Origin of the sequence: Saprospira grandis str. Lewin, from assembly GCF_000250635.1 — a bacterium.
Classification (GTDB): domain Bacteria; phylum Bacteroidota; class Bacteroidia; order Chitinophagales; family Saprospiraceae; genus Saprospira; species Saprospira grandis.
In genome coordinates, this window is sequence record NC_016940.1 from 3052595 (window position 1) to 3069232 (window position 16638).

The following is a 16638-nucleotide window of genomic DNA, read 5'->3' on the forward strand; positions in this document are numbered from 1 at the left end:
CTGCAAAAGGACCTCATTGTTGTTTTAAATGAGTGGTTTAGTCTTTCTCTAGCAAAGCTAAAAAAAACTACGAATGAGTTCAATATTTTCTAGGGCCTACTTAGTCAAAAGGGCTTTTTTCTTGGCGGGCCCCATTTTTAGTTCTAGTTGATAAAGGCCTGCGGGCAGTGTTTTCCAGTTTGGAATTTTGCATAAAAAGCGTTGTCCAAAAACGGCTTGATATTTTTTTGTATAAATCAATTGGCCAATTGGGCCATAGAGTTTTACTTCTACTTCTTCGTCAATGGCTTCGGGCCAGATGATAAAGAAATCTTCTTGGGCTTTGGCCATGGGCAGATAATAGAGATCTTCTTTTTCTTGAACCTCTAGATAGTGGCCGGCTCTGGCTTTTTTCCAGGCATCGAAAAGGGCGGGCACCCCATAGCCTAGGGCGGTATCGGGTTTTTTGTATTGGCTGCCTAGGCTTTCGGCTAGGCGAATGAGTTCTACATTGCTGTATTCGGGTAGGGCTTGCCAGAGGCAAGCCATGGCGCCGGCCAAGATGGGGGAAGAGAAAGAAGTTCCCGAATTAAAATTGTGTCGATAGCGGCCAACTTGGGCCACAATAGCGAAAAGGCCTCGGGCGGCTAGATTGGGTTTGACCAAATAGCTAGAATCAAAACCATAGGAGCTAAAAGCGGCATGAAAGCCATCGCGATCGGTGGCGCCAACGGTCAGGATGCTATCGGCATCGCCGGGGGCGGAGAGGTGGTGCCAGGGATCATTGCCTTCATTTCCGGCCGAAGTAACGACCAAAATGCCACGGCTAGCGGCTAGGTCGGCGGCTTGGGTGATGGTGGTGGTATTGCCATCTAGGTCTACATAGGCATAATCCATTTTGTCGTCATCAAAGTCGGCATAGCCCAAAGAGGAATTGATCAGGTAAACGCCAACGCTATCGGCAAATTCTGCGGCGGCCAGCCAGTTATATTCTTCAATGCGATATTCTCCGCCGGAGTCTTCGGTTTTGCATAAAAAGTAATTGGCTTGTGGGGCTGTGCCCATGACTTGGCCGGGCAAATTGGCGGCCATACAAGAGAGGACATCTCGGCCATGTTCGGAGCCTTCATAGACAAAGGTATCGAGTTGAACAAAATCGTAGCTGCCTAAAATTTGGCCCTTTTGGCGGAGCGAATCAAAGGCGGGGGTTTCTCTGAGGTCGGAAAAACCGCCATCAAAAACGGCTAGGGGCATATTTTGGCCTGCAAAACCGAGTTGGTGGAGATAATCGACTTGCAGCATATGGATTTGGTTTTCGCTCAGGCCATAAAAGTCGTCTTCTTTGGTATATTCGGATTTATATTCTCGGCGGCCGATGTAGTTGGTCCCTTCATTTTTTTTGCGGCTAAAGCCGACGGCTGCTGTTTTTTGGACAAAGGGCAGTTCTTGGACAAACTTGAGTTTTTGGCCATTGCCACGGATCACGGCGCCGTTTTTCCATTTGGAGCTATACTGAATGGCAAAGCCTTGGGCCTTTATTTGGGCCAAATAGCTAGGATCTACAGGTAAATCTAGGCTGTCGATCTTTATACCCATCTTTTGGCGGCGCTCAATGGCGGCGGAAGAGAGATACTCTTGAGGGTGAAAAATGCTGTAGGGGCTATTGTCCTTATGGTCAAATTGCACCCAAAATAAATCGTAATCTCTTTGGGCGAAAATAAGTTGGCTAGAGAGGAGAAAAACTAAAAGGTAGAGTTGCTTTAACATAGGCATTTTTATTCGTTCAATGCGGTTGGGGTTGCTTATTCTAATTTAAGCAAGATGCGGACATATTACAAAGCTTTGGGCTAAAGTTCGACCAATGGCAAAAAAAGAGGGCCAAAATGGTCTAGGGGGCGGCGCAGCCGCCCGGCTGAGGGATGGATAGTGGTGCGGCGTAGCCGCAGACCCAAGGCTTTTGAAGCAAAGCGAAAAAGCCTGCAGGGCCGAGCAGACCTGCGAGCCACGACACAGCCCGACCCGCCCGTAGGGCGGGGCAGCCCCCCAAAAAAATAAAAAAGGCCAGCCCTCGAAAAGAGGACTGGCCCAGCTGATTTAGCTTAAAAAGATTAGCCTTTACAATCTTTAGGTTTTTCGCCAATGCCAGATTCTTCGATGAGTTCGGCTAGGCGTTTTTCATAGAAATCGAGCAAAAGGTTGGTAATATTTAGCTCTACATCTACGCGGCGGTACTCGGCTCCACGCTCTTTAGAGGGGTGCTCATAGGCGCCAATTGTGATAGGAACCTTCATGAACTGAAGTTGTTCGCGGACCGTCCAGGCGCGGGCGATACCCAACTCCATATTGCTTTTTAGGTCAAAGCTCAATTCGCGTTCAGTTTTCTTCACGATAGTGTCGGCGGCTTCTTTTTCTCCCTTGCCTACAAAGTGCGTAAACTCGGTACCTTTGGGAACGCCCAAAGACTTTTTGTAGCGGTGGAAGCTAAAGGGGTGGCCATCGGTATGGCCTTCTAGGTAGATATAAAAATCTTTTTTACAGCGCATATTGGCTTCGCAGTACTTGCTTAGTACTTCGGTGTCTACCCAGGTAGCAATTTTCTTATAGTACTCGGGATCGCCCATTTTGGCGAGGTCGGTACCTTGGCAAAGGAAGGTCTGGATGACGTAGCGCACCCCAATTTTTCCGAGGGGCTCATAGAGTACCTCTGTATTACAGGGAAGTTTGTCGTTATTGAGGTCTAGGCGCATCATTTCGGCAGATTCGGGGCCAAAACGCTCGCGTTCTTCATGAGTTTCTTTTTGTGCTTGGCGCACGAGTTCCCAGTAGCGGCAGTCCCAAATTTGCTGACGAAGGCGAGTGATGCGGCAGCTCAATTCTTGATCGTATTTGAGCTTATAAGTTTTGGTATAGCTATCAATTTTGTCCATATATTCTTGGCCTTGCTCGCAGGTATTGACATTACCAACTAAGCACCAAGATTTCACCTGAGTAATTTTATCGCAGTAGTAGGGTTCTACGGTAAATTCTTCATAGATGGTGTCATTATTTTGGATAAAGCTGGCCCAAAGTTTATCGAGGGCAGCAATATCGCCACGGTATTTAGCCACTACAACTTTGAGATCCTCCCATTTGGCTTTGGTATCGGCTTGTAGGCTAGGCTTGGCCGAGGCCATCAATTTATCAATATCGGCTAGGCGTTGTTCGCCTTTGTAGCAAGCATTTACGCGGCCATCCATGATATAGGCACGGATTTGTGCTTCTTTATCGCAGTATTCAAAGGCAAAATCAATGCTATTGAGGGTATCTTGAGGAACAAACTCGGCCCAAGCTTCTTCTAGTTTAGCTTGGCGGGCGGCATCTTCCTTGACCAATTTTTCTAGGGCCTTAATTTTGGCCTTGGTCGTGGCGTCTAGGGTTGGATTATACTCTTTTTGCACCTCTGCAATTTTGCCGAGCATTTCTTCTCCAATGTTACAGTAATCTAGGGTTCCGGCCATGGTATAGGCCTTAATTTGCGCATCTTTTTCGCAGTATTCGCCCATATATTTTAGACTGGGGTCTACTTTTCCGCTGCTCGTAAATTGTCCCCAAGCTTTGTTGAGCACGGCCAAGTTTCCGTTGTATTTCTTCACTTCGGCTTCCAACCAACCGATTTTCTCGGCCAAATCGGCGGGAATATCATGGGTATTTTCGGCTTCTAGTTCTTTAATTTTGGCCAACATTTCCGAGCCATTTTTACAAACATCTACCATAGCCCGCAGCATATAAGCCTTCATATTGGGAATGGTATAACAGGTATAAAGAGGAACTTCGGGCTCAAAACCAGGCGATACATCGCTATCCATATAGGTTTTCCAAGCTTTGTTGAGCTGTCCCAAGACCTTAAAATGGGCCTTAGAGCGCTTAATTTCGCCGGGTAGACCTTCTACATCGGCAGCTTGCAAAGAGGTTTTGTCTACAATGCGCATGGCTTTGTTTTCAAACTGATTGAGGGCTTCCACCTCATTGCCTTCGCAATAATAGGCCATCGACATCATCTGATAATATTTGGCCAAGGTCCCTTTTTCACAAACTTTGCGGCCTTCTTCGGCGGCTTCTAGTTCGCCTCTAGAGACATCAAATTTCTGCAAATGACGCTTCCAAAGTACATCGACTTTGTAGTAGGCTTTCATTTTTCCTTCCAAATCGGCCAAGCGCTGCGAAAAGCCAGGATATTTATCGTACTGCGATTTATCCATACTTTTGAGCTCTTTCAAATAGCTTTCTGCATCAATCAATTCGTCGGCACAAAAGCTAGAGTTGGCATACATCAAATGATATTTGGCATAATCGCCCACGCTAGATTTTGGCGGCTTGGGCAGTTCAGAAACAGAGGCCGTCAGAGGGTCTTTTAAGAAGGCCTGCCAGGTTTCTTCAAAGTTGATGAGCTGGGCCTGCGCGCCTATACTCCCCATCAACTGAAAAATAAGCAGCAAAAACGCTGACTGTAAGATGTTTTTCATTTTTATTGGTTTTAATGAAACAGATATATGAGTCTTTCTGTGGGGTTAATTTTTTTGGGGCCCGCGGCCGGCTAGGCTTTGCCTAGGTCGGCCGCCGCTATGCTACGGGGCTCACAGGTCTGTTCGGCCCTTCGCAGGCTTCGCCTGCTCGGTCTGGCCTTCGGCCACCCACTCCGCAGCGCCAATAGGGCCTAAAGCTTTAACGAACTCTTAAAAATAGTATTTTAGCAAAGAGGAACAAAAGATTTTCAGCCTGCGCAAAAACTCGACCTAAAAGCAGGGGAACAAAAAAAACAGCCCCTAGGGGCTGTTTAGCTTAGCGGAGCGCTTTCCAGATGCGCTCTAATTTTTTGGCCTTAAAGCCAGAAGATAAAATTTCATTTTCTGCATTGAGCAGGACCAAAAAAGGCGGCTGTCCTTTTAGGGCAAAGGCTCGGCGAGCCGTGGCTTTATAATCTGTAGCATGCTGAAAAAAGGGCGTCTGTAATTGGTTGCTACTATCTTGCACATAGGTCCAAAATTCTTCTTTTTGGTGGGCAAAGGGAAAAATCGTAACAACTTGAATATCCTCTGGTGATTTGTCTTTTAAAAACTGCTCTACTTTGGTCAGGCCCTGCTGACAATGGCTACATTGGAAATGCCAAAAAAAGAGCAGGTAGTACTTGGCCTTACGGTTCTCCTTATAGTCAAAGCGTTGCTCTTTATGGTCTTGCAATTGAAAGTCAGGGGCTGCCATTTGCCCAAAAAGAGGAGCGCTAAGCAGCAAGAAAAAGAAAATGCGCCAAATCATAAATTAGTATTTATCAATCATGTATAAATCTACTAGTGGTTCTTCATTGAGAAAAACATCGGCAATGAAAACGCCTTGGTCCTTTTTGCCAGAAAGAGAGACCACATAAAAGCTAATTTGGGTCGATTTTTCTTCGGGCATTAACTTAATGGCTTTATACTGAAAACGACCCACTGCATCTTGGTTGCCTAGGGTGGTGGTCCAAACGGCCCGACCATCTACTTTTACAATTAGTTGTTTATCGCCAGCATTGGGGCGAGGCGCATAGGCAAAAACAAGGCTGTGCGGTTCAATGCTTTTTAGCTCCACATCTTGCCGAATGCTAGAGTTTTCGTCAATTTCGACAAAAGAGGTGCCTACAAAGTTATCGGCTAAGCCAAATTTTTTATAATCTGCTTCATCCGATAAAATTTGGGCCTTAATGCCGGGGCTCCCATTGCTGAGCAGAATTTCCCAACCCTCTAGGCTGTTTCGGAATTGACCATTGTTGATGAGGTTTTCTTTGTTTTGGGCAAAAAGTTGTAGGCTGAGGCTACAGAAGAGAAGTAAAACTAGGTTTTTCATTAGATGTTTTGCTTTCATAGTGTATAATATAAAATGGGGGAGGGTCTTGCTTCTAATCCAAAAATGAAGCCTTTTGCACCCTCTCCAAGACTTTTTTTCTGAAAAAGTTTAGGGAGCTAAAATGAGGATGAAAGCTGTTCTTCTAGAGCGAGTTATTTTTGTTTTTTAAGGATAGATTTTTGGAGGATAATGCTGTTTGCTGCGCTTACTTCAAAGCTTTCTTTGCCAATTTTAGCCGAGCTTTTTCGAACTTTATCTTTAGGGGCCATAATAATTTCTTTGTAGAGGGTATTTCCTTCTAGGCGGTCTACGGTAGTAATTTTATTATTGCCCACTTCAAATTGGCTATACAAGCTATTGCCCATTAAAATCATGTCAATTAGAATTCCATCTTGTTCATCGAGGATATAATGCCCTTGGGCTTGGCTTTTATCTTCTATTAAGAGGTAGTCTTTGAGAACCGCTTTGGGGACGAGTTGGCTAGAGTCAAATTCGGTGGTCCAGCTCCAAACGCCAGGCTTTTTGGCTAAAACCTCATGTCGGCAAGGAATTTTGCCTCTTAGTTGGCCATTGACGTACCAATGCATTTCGCCTTCATAGCGGCCTTCCCAATCTTTAGGAAATTGGCTAAGGCTATCTTTTGGAGAGAGAGAGGTAGCACTGGCTTCAGGGGTCACATTAGGCAGCACTTTTTTTTCTTGTTCTTTGCTTTGGCAGGCCAAAAGGCCTAGGGCCAAAAATAGGAGGATACTTTTTTTCATAGGGGAAATAGGCGCTAAAGGGTTAAGGAAGTTGATCTAAAAAGGATAAATAATTATTGCTAGAAAGCATAGTGGGAGAGAGGGGGCAGTTATTATTGCTAGCTAGGGCTGCGGACCAGTCAAAGTCAGAATTAAATCGCCAAGCCCAATCAAAATCATTTTGTCCTTCTACTCTTTGCAAAAAAGAGCGCATACTGTCAGGAGAGCTATCAATTTGGCAGAGCAGGGCTTCAAAGAGGGGTTCTAGCTGCTGCATTTCTTCTTTTTTGTAGGCTACGGTTTCTACTAGGGCCAAAAGTTGGGCGGGGGCATCGGGTTCGGCCCCAAGGGCAAGGTCCAATAAATAGCTAATAGAAAAGGCTTCTTGTAGTTGTTGGCTAATAATTCGTTGGTCAATACTGAGCATGGCATGGGCCAAAACGGCCTTTAGTTCTTCTTCATTGGCCAAAAAGCGAAGGAAGTCCGTAGAAAAATAAAGATAGCCGCCCGGGGCAACAAATAACTGCTCTTTTTCTGCTGCCTGAAAAATACGCAACTGCCAATTAAAGGTTTGGGCATGCTCAAACTGAGGCTGGGCCAAACAAAACAACAACTGACTATCTAAGTAGTTATAAGCTTGGGGGTAGTCCGTGGGCTGCAGCAGCTCTACTTCGGGCAAACTATCCCAATGGGCTACAAATTGTGCATCTATAGCTTGCCCAATTCGACTATCATCAGCAGCTTGCAACTGATGCTCAATTTTGGGGGCCTGCTTTTGGCAGGCACTCAAACTAAAGAGGATAAAAAAAGCAAGCAGATATATTCTAAAGACTGACATTTATAAGTAGTTAAACAGGCGTTAAAATGGGCCGCAAAATACAAAAAAAGGTGGCTATTTTATAATGGCTGTTTGTATCACTAAAGCGGACTAATTATCTAAAAAAGGGGCTAGGTTACTTCGATCACTTTTTATTCTGCCCGAAAGTATTATATTGTCTCCAAATAAAACCGTAGAGTCATTTTGAAGCAATTCGGATTATATTTACTCATCTGTACTTTGCTCTTGCCCCTTAGTCGGCCTTTGCAAGTATACCTTTCCTATAAGCTACAGCAAGAGCTTATAGCAGAGGAGTTTTGTGTAAATAGAAACATTCCCGATGAGTTTCCTATGTGCCAAGGTAAATGTTACTACAAAGAGCAGCTAAATAATTGGGCCGAAGATGCTGAAGAGCAGGAAGAACAAGGCCTAGACTCGAAAAAAGAGCTGCACATTAACTTTTTGTATGAGGAATTGCGTCCAGCTACAACTAGACTGAGCAATGCCCTTATTTCCATTCCCTTTATTTTAGAACCTGCCCCTTTTCCAGCCTATTATTTTTCTGAAAATCCTGGGCCAGGTCTCTCTGTCTTTCATCCTCCACTTCTAGGATAAATTCAATCCAGCATTTGAATTTTATGGTGTTCAACAAGCTAAAAATCAGTTTGTTGGGCCTGTTTTTATTATCCTAATAAAGTGGAATCTCATGACTATTCACGCTATATATCAGCCCCAAGATGGGCCGCAACTTATTGATATGCAATTGATTCAGCCCAAAGCTGAATTGCAACTTCCTTTGCTAGAAGGAGGCTATAGTTTCTTTTATTTGTCGGCTGGCCAACTTAAGATGGAGCTCAACCGTCGCCAAACAACCTTAAAAGCTGGCCAAGCACTTTTGCTTCGCCCCGATCAAATTCTGCTTTCTGCAGAAGGAGAGGCCGCAGAAGGCTATCTGTTTTCTTTTTCGCCTGCTTTTTTCGAGCAACGCTATCACAATAATATTCTCAAGGCTTTTGCCTTTGTGCAAAAAGGCCTTTTGGCCCTAGTCGATTTGCCTCAGGATGCGGTAAGCAAACTAAATGTTTTGCTGGCCTGTATGTATAATGACTACCAGCAAGAGCCGCAGCAATTGGCCGTATTGCGCTCTTATGCCAATATTATTTTCTTTGAATTGCAAGAGCGTTTTGCTCCCGAAAAAATGGCCCGCAATATTCAATTGGCCCGTCCTAACCGACAAGAAGAAAAAATGCTAGAGTTTGAGCAATTGGTAGAGGAGCATTTCCAGAGCTCTAGAGCCCCCTCTTTTTATGCGCAAAAGTTATTCATTAGCACCAATTACCTCAATAAATTGTGCAAACGCGTTTTTGGCAAAACCTCTGGGGCGGTTATCCGCAAGAGAGTGCAACTAGAAGCCGAGCGCCTGCTTTGCCATAGCAACCTCACTATTGCCGAAATTTCTCAGCAGTTGGGTTTTGAAACGCCCTCTTATTTTATTACGTTTTTCCGTAAGAGCCAAGATTGTTCTCCAGAGCAATATCGCCAAGGCCTACAACAAGAGTTGGTTTCTGCCTAAGCCTCATTTTACAGCTAAAGAAAAGACCCAAAATCCTAGATTTTGGGTCTTTTCTTTTTTAGCGGCCCAGTCTTAAGGCCGTGAACGACAAGCTTATTTTTTGTCTGCTGCTTTAATTAAACTTTAAGAAAGCCAAGCCTCTTTTGTAGAAGGCTACTGAATTATGTAATTTGTTGGGCGGCCAAGCGCTGGCTGTTTCGCTCTATTTGGCCGAAGGCCAAAATGGCCTAGCGATGCGAAAGGGGGCGGCGAAGCCGCAGACCGAGGAGCGGAGCGACGAAGGGCCGAGCGAATAGCGAGCCCTGAAGCGTAGCGCCGCAAGGCGAAGCCGCAGCGGAGGCCCCAAAAAAACGAACATCATCAGCAAATTACAGAAACTATGAGAACGCTTTACACCCTTCTTTTGGCCAGTATGGCTTTTGGACTTTTTGCCCAGCAGGGCCAACCTCAATCGGCTGCGGCCAGAGGGGCGGCCTTGGGGAATGCTTCGGTTGCTTTTACCGACATCAATGCTGCTTATAGCAACCAAGCGGGCCTTGCTTTTTTGGAAGAATTGAGCTTTTCTGCCTATGGCGAGCGGCGATTTTTGGCCGAGGGGCTCAACTCCTTTTTGTTTGCGGCGGCCTATCCCTTAGAAAATAATCAGGGGACCTTTGGGTTGACGCTAAACTACTTTGGCTTTTCGGCCTATAATGAGCAAAAAATTGGTCTGGCCTATGCCAGAAAGCTATCGGAGCGTTTTGCTTTGGGCGTACAATTAGATTATTTGGGGACAAGGATTCCGACTTATGGCTCGGCCAATAGTTTTACCTTTGAGTTGGGCTTGACGGCCAAAATTAGTGAAGAATTGACATTAGCAGCGCATGTATATAATCCAGTACATGCCAAATTGGGCCAATTGGACGAGCGTCTGCCGGCCCTTTTTAATTTGGGTTTGGCCTATCATCCCTCTGAAAAAGTGGGTATTTATGCGGCCCTAGAAAAAGACATTTACAATCAGCCTTTTGGGGCTAAGGCTGGTATTGAGTATCAGGCGCATAAGATATTTAAGTTGCGGGCGGGCATGCAGCTCAGTGATTTGAGCCAGCTTTCTTTTGGTTTGGGCTTAGACCTAGACGAGCTGCAAATTGATTTGGCCACGGCCTATCATCAGGTACTTGGGTTTACGCCTTCTTTTGCCCTAAGTTATCGCTTGCAAAAAACTGAAAAAGCCGCCGAGGCCAAAACAGAAGAAGAATAAAATTGCCCATTTAATACTTTGTCCATTATGTTAAGACGATCATTATTGGGCCTGTTTATGGGCCTGACTGCCAGCCTTTGGGGGCAGGTAGATACCACAGACGCTCCTTTAGATGACAATAGCGCCACGCAAATCCAGATTGAAAACTTGGTGGATGATGCGGATGCGCAAGAATTTGATTTTGATACGGAATTTGAAAACCTCGAAATCTATCAACGCAACCCTTTAGACATCAATAAGGCGAGCCGGGAGGAGCTACAGGCGCTGAATTTACTGTCGGCCATTCAGATTCAGGCTTTGATTAACTACCGAAATCGCTTTGGCCAAATTTTTTCGCTCTATGAACTCCAGGGCGTGCCCACTTTTGACCAAAGTAGCATTGCCAAGATTCTGCCCTTTGTCAGTCTAGAAGCTACTAAGGAAATGGAGGCTTTTAGCTTTAAACGGGCCTTTAAATATAAGCGGCAGCAAGTCTTTATGCGCTATCAGCGAAATATAGAGGATCAAGCTGGCTTTTTGCCTCAGGATGGGGAAGATCCCGACTTTTTGGGGAGCCCCGATAAACTTTATTTGCGCTATCGCCTGACCTACAAGGACCGTTTGAGTATGGGCCTGACTTTAGAAAAGGATGCGGGCGAAGAATGGCTGACGCCTTTTAGTCAGAAAAATCAGACGAAATTACCCGATTATTTTTCGGCCCATTTCTTTATCAAAGATTACAATAAATGGGTCAAAGCCATTGCCTTAGGCGACTATCAGGTCTATTTTGGGCAAGGGCTCACCACCTGGAGTGGCTTTGGTACCCGAAAGGGGGCGGCTGTGCTTAACATTAAGCGCTTGTCCAATAAAATTCGCCCCTATAGCTCGGTCAATGAGGCTTTGTTTATGCGGGGTGCTGCGGCCACGATTGGCGGCAGCAAATGGGAGGCGACAGTCTTTGGTTCGCACCGTTTTAGAGATGGCAATATCTCTTTGGTCCAAACCGACAGCCTAGATGATTCTTTTGAGGTTTTAGAGGTTTCTTCTTTGCAATTGAGTGGTCTGCATCGAACCGAAAACGAATTGGAGGACAAAAATAGCTTGCAGCAAATTACCACAGGGGCCAATATGACCTATAAGGCCAATACTTGGCGAATTGGCGCAAATGTAGTCTATAACCACCTTAGCGATTCTTTGGTCCGCACGCCTCGCCTTTATCAAAAGTATGCCTTTAATGGGCAGTCGCTGCTCAATGCTAGCCTAGATTATAATCTGGCCTACAAAAACTTACAGTTTTTTGGCGAAACGGCGGTTAGTGATAATGGCGGTTTGGCAACCATCAACGGTCTGACGGCGGCCCTAGACGAAAAAGTGAGCATGGCCCTGATTTATCGGAATTATGCCAAAAACTACCAAACCCTAACGGGCAATGCCTTTGGCGAGTCTTCTGGAACCAATAACGAAAAGGGCCTATATATGGGCCTGAATGCCAATTTGGGCCGTGGCCTGAGCTTTAGCGGCTATTTTGACCTCTTCGTTTTTCCCTGGCTGCGCTCCAATATTGACGCGCCCTCCAAGGGGCATGAGTATTTTGTTCGCCTAGATTATCAACCTGCTTACCGCTGGAACCTCTATTTTCAGTATCGCTTTGAGCAAAAAGAAGGCAACCGCTCTGATAATGCCACGCCTTACGATTATCTGATTAACAAAAAGCGGCAAAATGCCCGCATTCATTTTCGCTATCGCCTGAGCCGAGAGTGGGAAATCCGCAGCCGAGCCGAGCTATCTTTCTATGAGGATCATGAGTTCAGCAAGGGATTTATGATGTACCAAGACTTGGTTTGGTCGGCCCGTTTTGCGCCCCTCAAGGTCCAAACTCGATTTGCCGTTTTTGCCACCGAGGATTATGACACTCGCATTTATGCCTACGAAAATGATGTGCTTTATGCCTTTTCGGTGCCCGCTTATTATGGCCGTGGCAGCCGATTTTACATCAATACGAGCTATAAATTTAATCGAAAACTAACGCTTTGGGTCCGTTATGCACAAACCTATTGGGCCGATCGCGAGGAGATTAGCTCGGGCCAAAATCTAATTCTAGGCAATACTCGCTCAGAACTAAAAGTGCAGCTCCGCCTGAAGTTTTAAGCCATTTTGCCCCATTTTTTAAGCAGCAGTTCAGTTTTGGACTGCTGTTTTTTTTGGGGCCTCCCGCCTTCGGCGGGCGGGCCCTTTCAGGGCTCGCAGGTCTGCTCGGCCCTGCGGGCTCATTTCATTTCGCCCTAGGTCTGCCGCTACGCGGCCCCCTTTCAGGCCCCTAGGCCGACGGGCCTTCGGCCCTTTTTGCAGATTTTCTTTAGATAGCTACTAAGCTATAATTATTGGTCGAATCAAAAGCAGCAGGATGCGTACCTTGAAAATTACTAATAAGCTCTTCAATCACTTCTGGATGCCCTTGAAAGATAGTGTACCAAAGGCTAAAAAAGCCATGAGTTTGCGCTACTCTTACAACCCACTTAGAGGCTATCTCTCCATTTTCATAGTCTTCAAGTATATTTTGAGCAATTCCTGCTGTTTCAAAACGCTTTTCGTAACGGTCATCGCCTAGCGTGGCTGTTCCAGCTACATCTGATAAGCGAACAAGCTCGATAAATGCTTGGCCTTCTGGATTGTTAGCCGAAATTAAAGAACTATCTGGATCAACTTCGAGGTCTAACATCAGGTTGTTTGTATGGGGCAACCTAATGCCTAAAGTGATTGGGTTTTTTATGCCTTTATGGATATTACAGCTAGCACAGGCTAAGAGAAAGTTATCCCAAACGCATTCTAAATTAGGGACCAAAGATTTGGGTTGGATATGCTCTACCTGTAATGCTTTTTTATCATTGATATGTCGCTCACAGTAGGAGCAATATTCTCCTAAAGCTTGAATTAGATCTGCTTTGGCTTCTCCATAAGGAGAATCATCGGTATAGTTAGGCGCAGTAGTTGGCTTATTAAGGGGGCGCATAATTAGAGGTTTAGTTTGGCGGCCAATAGGGCGACATAAGCGGGGTCTTTACTATACTGTTTAGATAGTTCTTGGTATTTCTTTTTTGCCTCTGCAATGGCCTCAGGATTATCTTTTTGTTGGGCCAGTTTAAAAAAGGCCGTTGCTGCGGCTTCCATCTCCTTAAATTGCTGACTACGTTGAACATCCTTAACACCCATTTCTCGGCTAAGTACTTCCTCCACACTATAGCGAAAAGGGTCTTCTTCTAGGCCGATGACAGACTCACTATCTAAATTAATAAGAGACTCACTTTCTAAGCTACGAATGATTATAGGCGAGTGTGTGGTGATAATGAATTGAATGCCTGGAAATGTTTCTATGAGTTGATGACGTAATTGCTCTTGCCATTTAGGGTGTAGGTGTAGTTCTAACTCATCAATAAGTACAATTCCTTTTTCATTTAGAGGGGCATTAGAGTTAGGATAGGCCATGAAAAGTCGCATCGCTAAATCACTAGCAATGCTAACTATATTTTTTTCTCCAGCAGATAGTTGAAAAATCGAAAACTCATCATCTCCTTTTCGAAAAAAAAGGTCTGAGCTATCTTCATTTTTTCTAATGAAGATTTCGTAATCATTTCTACAAAATAAATTTTTAATGGCCTGGTTTACTATGGACAGTTTTGTTTTTGAGTCTCTGGCAGGCTGTCGGATACTTTTTTCTGACTGGCTAATCCAGGAGTAAAAAAGACTGAAATTAGCAAGTTCATTTAATGCATCTACATGTGCGTCTTTAGCCCCTTGGTTTAGATAGTTTTTAGTAGGTGTTTCTCGGAAAATTCGATCAGTAGAAAAATATACTAGCGGTTGTATAGCTGGTGTACTAGAATGCTTGGGGGTGATTTCTGTTTTTTTACCATCACATGTAATAGTATAGCTAAAAGACAGTCCTTCTTTGTTTTTAAAGAATGCCTCAATTTTGAGTGTTGAACTTTTCCTGTTGAGGTCTCTTTGTCCAATAACTTGACGGTAAGATTGACGGCGATCATATTGTTTGTCTGCAATTATGGCTAAAGGAATTCTGATAGCTTCTAAAATAGATGTTTTACCAGCACCATTTGCAGATACAATAACTAAAGGGCTGCCATCTTCTGGGAAAAGGATATCCTTTTTTTCTCTGAAGCCTCTAAATCCTTCGATAGTTAGTTGGGTGATTTGCATGCCTTAGATTTCTAGAGTGATTATAAGCTAAAAAAAGGCCCCTAGGGGCCTTTTTTTATTTCTTCTGATTGGGATAAACATGTCGTTCTGCATGATAAGAAGAGCGGACGAGAGGCCCACTTTCTACAAAGTCGAAGCCTTTTTCTAGGCCGACTTGCTCATATTCTGCAAAGAGGTCGGGATGGATATACTCGGCCACTTCGATATGCATTTTGGTGGGTTGCAGGTATTGGCCAATAGTGAGGACATCGCAGCCATGTTCGAGCAGGTCGTCCATGATTTTGAAGACATCTTCTTTGCTTTCGCCTAGGCCGACCATAATGCCGGTTTTGGTCCGTTTGCCATAGTCTTTGATGCGTTGGATTTGCTCTAAGCTGCGTTTGTACTTTCCTTGAGGGCGTACTTTGCGGTAGAGCGACTCTACGGTTTCCATATTATGAGAAACCACCTCTTGGCCGGCAGAAATCATGGTTTCTAGGGCCTCCCAATTGGCGCGCACATCGGGGATGAGGGTTTCGATGGTGGTTTGGGGCGATTGTTCTTTAATGGCCCGAACGGTTTGATGCCAAATAGCAGCGCCTCGGTCCTTGAGTTCATCTCGGTTGACGGAAGTGAGGACCGCATGTTTGACCTGCATGAGGCGGACGGCCTCGGCCACTCTTTGGGGTTCATCCTCGTCATATTCTGGTGGGCGGCCCGTGGCTACGGCACAGAAAGAACAAGAGCGGGTACAGACATTGCCCAAAATCATAAAGGTGGCAGTACCTTCGCCCCAGCATTCGCCCATATTGGGGCAGTGGCCACTTTGGCAAATGGTATGCAGTTTATATTGGTCCACTAAATCACGGACCTTTCTATAATTCTCGCCGATGGGGAGTTTCACCCGAAGCCAATCTGGCTTTTTGCGGCGTTCTTTTTTAGATTCAACGATTGGAAGTTCGAACATACAGCAAGTTTTATTTTGAGAACAGCAGAAATTGGCTTCTGTTCGGTTAGCTGATGGAAAAGAATGGGGGCAAAATTACTGTTTTTTGCCCAAAAGCCGAGGAATTTGCTCCAATTAAGTTCAGTTAGGCTGCGCCGAAGGCGCAGTGCGGCGCAGCCGCAAATTGGCCTAGCGATGTGCAGGGGGGCGGCGCAGCCGCAGACCCAGGCGCTTTGCGCCGCAGGGCCGAGCAGACCTGCGAGCCCCGGAACGTAGCGCCGCAGCTTTGCTGCGGAGGCCCCAAAACATCTGCGAGCCTTGGAACGACAACAAGCCCTTTAGGGCGCAGTTCGACGACCGAAGGGAGTAACCGCCGCAGCGGAGGCCCCAAACTACCAGCGTTTACCTAGATAAAAGTGGATAAAAATATTGACAAAAAGGCGTTCGTCGGGCTGTTCGAGCATAATGGGCATTTCTTGGAAAAAATAATCGGCAGAGAGGCCAATTTCTAGGGCTTTGGCGACCTCATCGCTGGGGCCAAAATCAAAGTAGAGGCTGCCTTGGAAGTATAGGCCTGTGCGGCCTTGTAGCTCGTCCCAGCCCATAGAAGAGCTAGATGCGCCGTTAATATCTAGAGGGTCTAAAAACTTATAGCGATTATCTTCGGAATAGGTTTCGGAGCGGATAATCACGCCATCATTGCTCGTTCTGTAGATGAGGTCCAGATAATAGGGTTTGAGCAGGCCGAGATTGAGGCCGGCGCTATAGCTCCAAGCGAGGGCGAGATTTTGTTTGCGAGTTCTGGGCGAGAGGAAAAAGCGTTGGCCAGCGCCTAGGCGGAGGCTGTAGAGGCTATTTTGTTTGCCAAAAGTGTATCGGCTTTGGCCGCTATTGCTGATAGAAATATTGTTGTCATTGTCCATCACCCGCTCTTTGGGGTGCTTGATATAGGCAAATTGGGCCTGGCCTAAAAGGGCGCGTTTGGGTTGATAAAAATGGCTGTAGGTCCCGCCTAACATATAGCCTCGGCTGTGTATGCCGCCCCCAAGAACCACCTCATGTTGATGGTTGGGGCTATTGTCATTTTGGGCAAAGGTAGAGAAAGCGCCAAGGAGGCAAAAGAGGTAGAGGATAAATTTCATAGGCGGTGGAGGTTTGCGGGGGCTAAATGAATTAAAAACGTAAAATTTGGGGTCTTTGTTTCGCTTTTGCGGCCCTAGGTCTAGGGCTATAGGGGATAAACGAGCTTTTCTTGCTAGAGGACTGGCAAAGCTACTAATTTTCCTTAAATTTGGGTTTCGCAAAACTTTCAGCAAA

The 16638-nt window shown here is 45.5% G+C and carries 14 protein-coding genes; 4 read left to right on the top strand and 10 right to left on the bottom strand.

Going from position 1 to position 16638, the window contains the following annotated elements; translation table 11 throughout:
* Positions 1–96: 96 nt before the first annotated feature.
* The 6 genes from SGRA_RS13500 to SGRA_RS13530 form a co-directional block, all read right to left on the bottom strand.
* Entirely contained in the window at positions 97–1746 is a 1650-nt protein-coding gene (locus SGRA_RS13500) for a S8 family serine peptidase (protein WP_015693302.1), read from the bottom strand.
* 341 nt (positions 1747–2087) lie between these two features.
* A complete protein-coding gene (locus SGRA_RS13510; RefSeq protein WP_015693303.1) occupies positions 2088–4481 on the bottom strand; it encodes a hypothetical protein in 2394 nt (797 codons plus the stop codon).
* A gap of 316 nt (positions 4482–4797) precedes the next feature.
* Positions 4798–5271: a TlpA family protein disulfide reductase gene (locus SGRA_RS13515; RefSeq protein ID WP_015693304.1), complete on the bottom strand. Its 474-nt coding sequence runs from the start codon at positions 5269–5271 to the stop codon at positions 4798–4800.
* A gap of 3 nt (positions 5272–5274) precedes the next feature.
* Complete coding sequence (locus SGRA_RS13520) at positions 5275–5853, bottom strand: hypothetical protein (protein WP_245538558.1); 579 nt, start codon at positions 5851–5853, stop codon at positions 5275–5277.
* A gap of 134 nt (positions 5854–5987) precedes the next feature.
* Positions 5988–6596 (bottom strand): hypothetical protein, encoded by a 609-nt coding sequence (locus tag SGRA_RS13525; protein ID WP_015693306.1) that lies wholly within the window; start codon positions 6594–6596, stop codon positions 5988–5990.
* A 22-nt stretch (positions 6597–6618) separates the two neighbouring features.
* Positions 6619–7413 (bottom strand): M48 family metalloprotease, encoded by a 795-nt coding sequence (locus SGRA_RS13530; protein WP_015693307.1) that lies wholly within the window; start codon positions 7411–7413, stop codon positions 6619–6621.
* A gap of 183 nt (positions 7414–7596) precedes the next feature.
* Here SGRA_RS13530 and SGRA_RS13535 point away from each other — a divergent pair, with 183 nt between their 5' ends.
* From SGRA_RS13535 to SGRA_RS13550, 4 genes are all read left to right on the top strand, one after another.
* Positions 7597–8007 carry a hypothetical protein gene (locus tag SGRA_RS13535; protein ID WP_015693308.1) on the top strand — a complete coding sequence of 137 codons (411 nt, stop codon included), beginning with the start codon at positions 7597–7599 and terminating at the stop codon, positions 8005–8007.
* Between the two features lie 91 nt (positions 8008–8098).
* Complete coding sequence (locus SGRA_RS13540) at positions 8099–8965, top strand: helix-turn-helix domain-containing protein (RefSeq protein ID WP_015693309.1); 867 nt, start codon at positions 8099–8101, stop codon at positions 8963–8965.
* Positions 8966–9344: 379 nt separating this feature from the next.
* Positions 9345–10205 carry a PorV/PorQ family protein gene (locus SGRA_RS13545; protein WP_015693311.1) on the top strand — a complete coding sequence of 287 codons (861 nt, stop codon included), beginning with the start codon at positions 9345–9347 and terminating at the stop codon, positions 10203–10205.
* A gap of 27 nt (positions 10206–10232) precedes the next feature.
* Positions 10233–12332, top strand: coding sequence for a ComEA family DNA-binding protein (locus SGRA_RS13550; RefSeq protein ID WP_041329668.1), 2100 nt, complete (start codon positions 10233–10235; stop codon positions 12330–12332).
* 208 nt (positions 12333–12540) lie between these two features.
* Here SGRA_RS13550 and SGRA_RS13560 read toward each other — a convergent pair whose 3' ends face one another.
* The 4 genes from SGRA_RS13560 to SGRA_RS13575 all read right to left on the bottom strand — a co-directional run bounded on the left by SGRA_RS13560 (position 12541) and on the right by SGRA_RS13575 (position 16463).
* Complete coding sequence (locus SGRA_RS13560; protein ID WP_015693313.1) at positions 12541–13194, bottom strand: HNH endonuclease; 654 nt, start codon at positions 13192–13194, stop codon at positions 12541–12543.
* Positions 13195–13196: 2 nt separating this feature from the next.
* Positions 13197–14396: an AAA family ATPase gene (locus tag SGRA_RS13565; RefSeq protein ID WP_015693314.1), complete on the bottom strand. Its 1200-nt coding sequence runs from the start codon at positions 14394–14396 to the stop codon at positions 13197–13199.
* 55 nt (positions 14397–14451) lie between these two features.
* The gene (gene lipA, locus SGRA_RS13570; protein ID WP_002657330.1) at positions 14452–15342 is read right to left on the bottom strand and encodes a lipoyl synthase; all 891 of its coding nucleotides are present in this window, start codon (positions 15340–15342) and stop codon (positions 14452–14454) included.
* 371 nt (positions 15343–15713) lie between these two features.
* Positions 15714–16463 (bottom strand): hypothetical protein, encoded by a 750-nt coding sequence (locus SGRA_RS13575; protein ID WP_015693315.1) that lies wholly within the window; start codon positions 16461–16463, stop codon positions 15714–15716.
* Positions 16464–16638: the final 175 nt, after the last annotated feature.

Coding starts and splice junctions, on each gene's coding strand:
- SGRA_RS13500 (WP_015693302.1), bottom strand. CDS start 1,746: ATGTTAAAGCAACTCTACCTTTTAGTTTTTCTCCTCTCTAGCCAACTT.
- SGRA_RS13510 (WP_015693303.1), bottom strand. CDS start 4,481: ATGAAAAACATCTTACAGTCAGCGTTTTTGCTGCTTATTTTTCAGTTG.
- SGRA_RS13515 (WP_015693304.1), bottom strand. CDS start 5,271: ATGATTTGGCGCATTTTCTTTTTCTTGCTGCTTAGCGCTCCTCTTTTT.
- SGRA_RS13520 (WP_245538558.1), bottom strand. CDS start 5,853: ATGAAAGCAAAACATCTAATGAAAAACCTAGTTTTACTTCTCTTCTGT.
- SGRA_RS13525 (WP_015693306.1), bottom strand. CDS start 6,596: ATGAAAAAAAGTATCCTCCTATTTTTGGCCCTAGGCCTTTTGGCCTGC.
- SGRA_RS13530 (WP_015693307.1), bottom strand. CDS start 7,413: ATGTCAGTCTTTAGAATATATCTGCTTGCTTTTTTTATCCTCTTTAGT.
- SGRA_RS13540 (WP_015693309.1), top strand. CDS start 8,099: ATGACTATTCACGCTATATATCAGCCCCAAGATGGGCCGCAACTTATT.
- SGRA_RS13545 (WP_015693311.1), top strand. CDS start 9,345: ATGAGAACGCTTTACACCCTTCTTTTGGCCAGTATGGCTTTTGGACTT.
- SGRA_RS13550 (WP_041329668.1), top strand. CDS start 10,233: ATGTTAAGACGATCATTATTGGGCCTGTTTATGGGCCTGACTGCCAGC.
- SGRA_RS13560 (WP_015693313.1), bottom strand. CDS start 13,194: ATGCGCCCCCTTAATAAGCCAACTACTGCGCCTAACTATACCGATGAT.
- SGRA_RS13565 (WP_015693314.1), bottom strand. CDS start 14,396: ATGCAAATCACCCAACTAACTATCGAAGGATTTAGAGGCTTCAGAGAA.
- lipA (WP_002657330.1), bottom strand. CDS start 15,342: ATGTTCGAACTTCCAATCGTTGAATCTAAAAAAGAACGCCGCAAAAAG.
- SGRA_RS13575 (WP_015693315.1), bottom strand. CDS start 16,463: ATGAAATTTATCCTCTACCTCTTTTGCCTCCTTGGCGCTTTCTCTACC.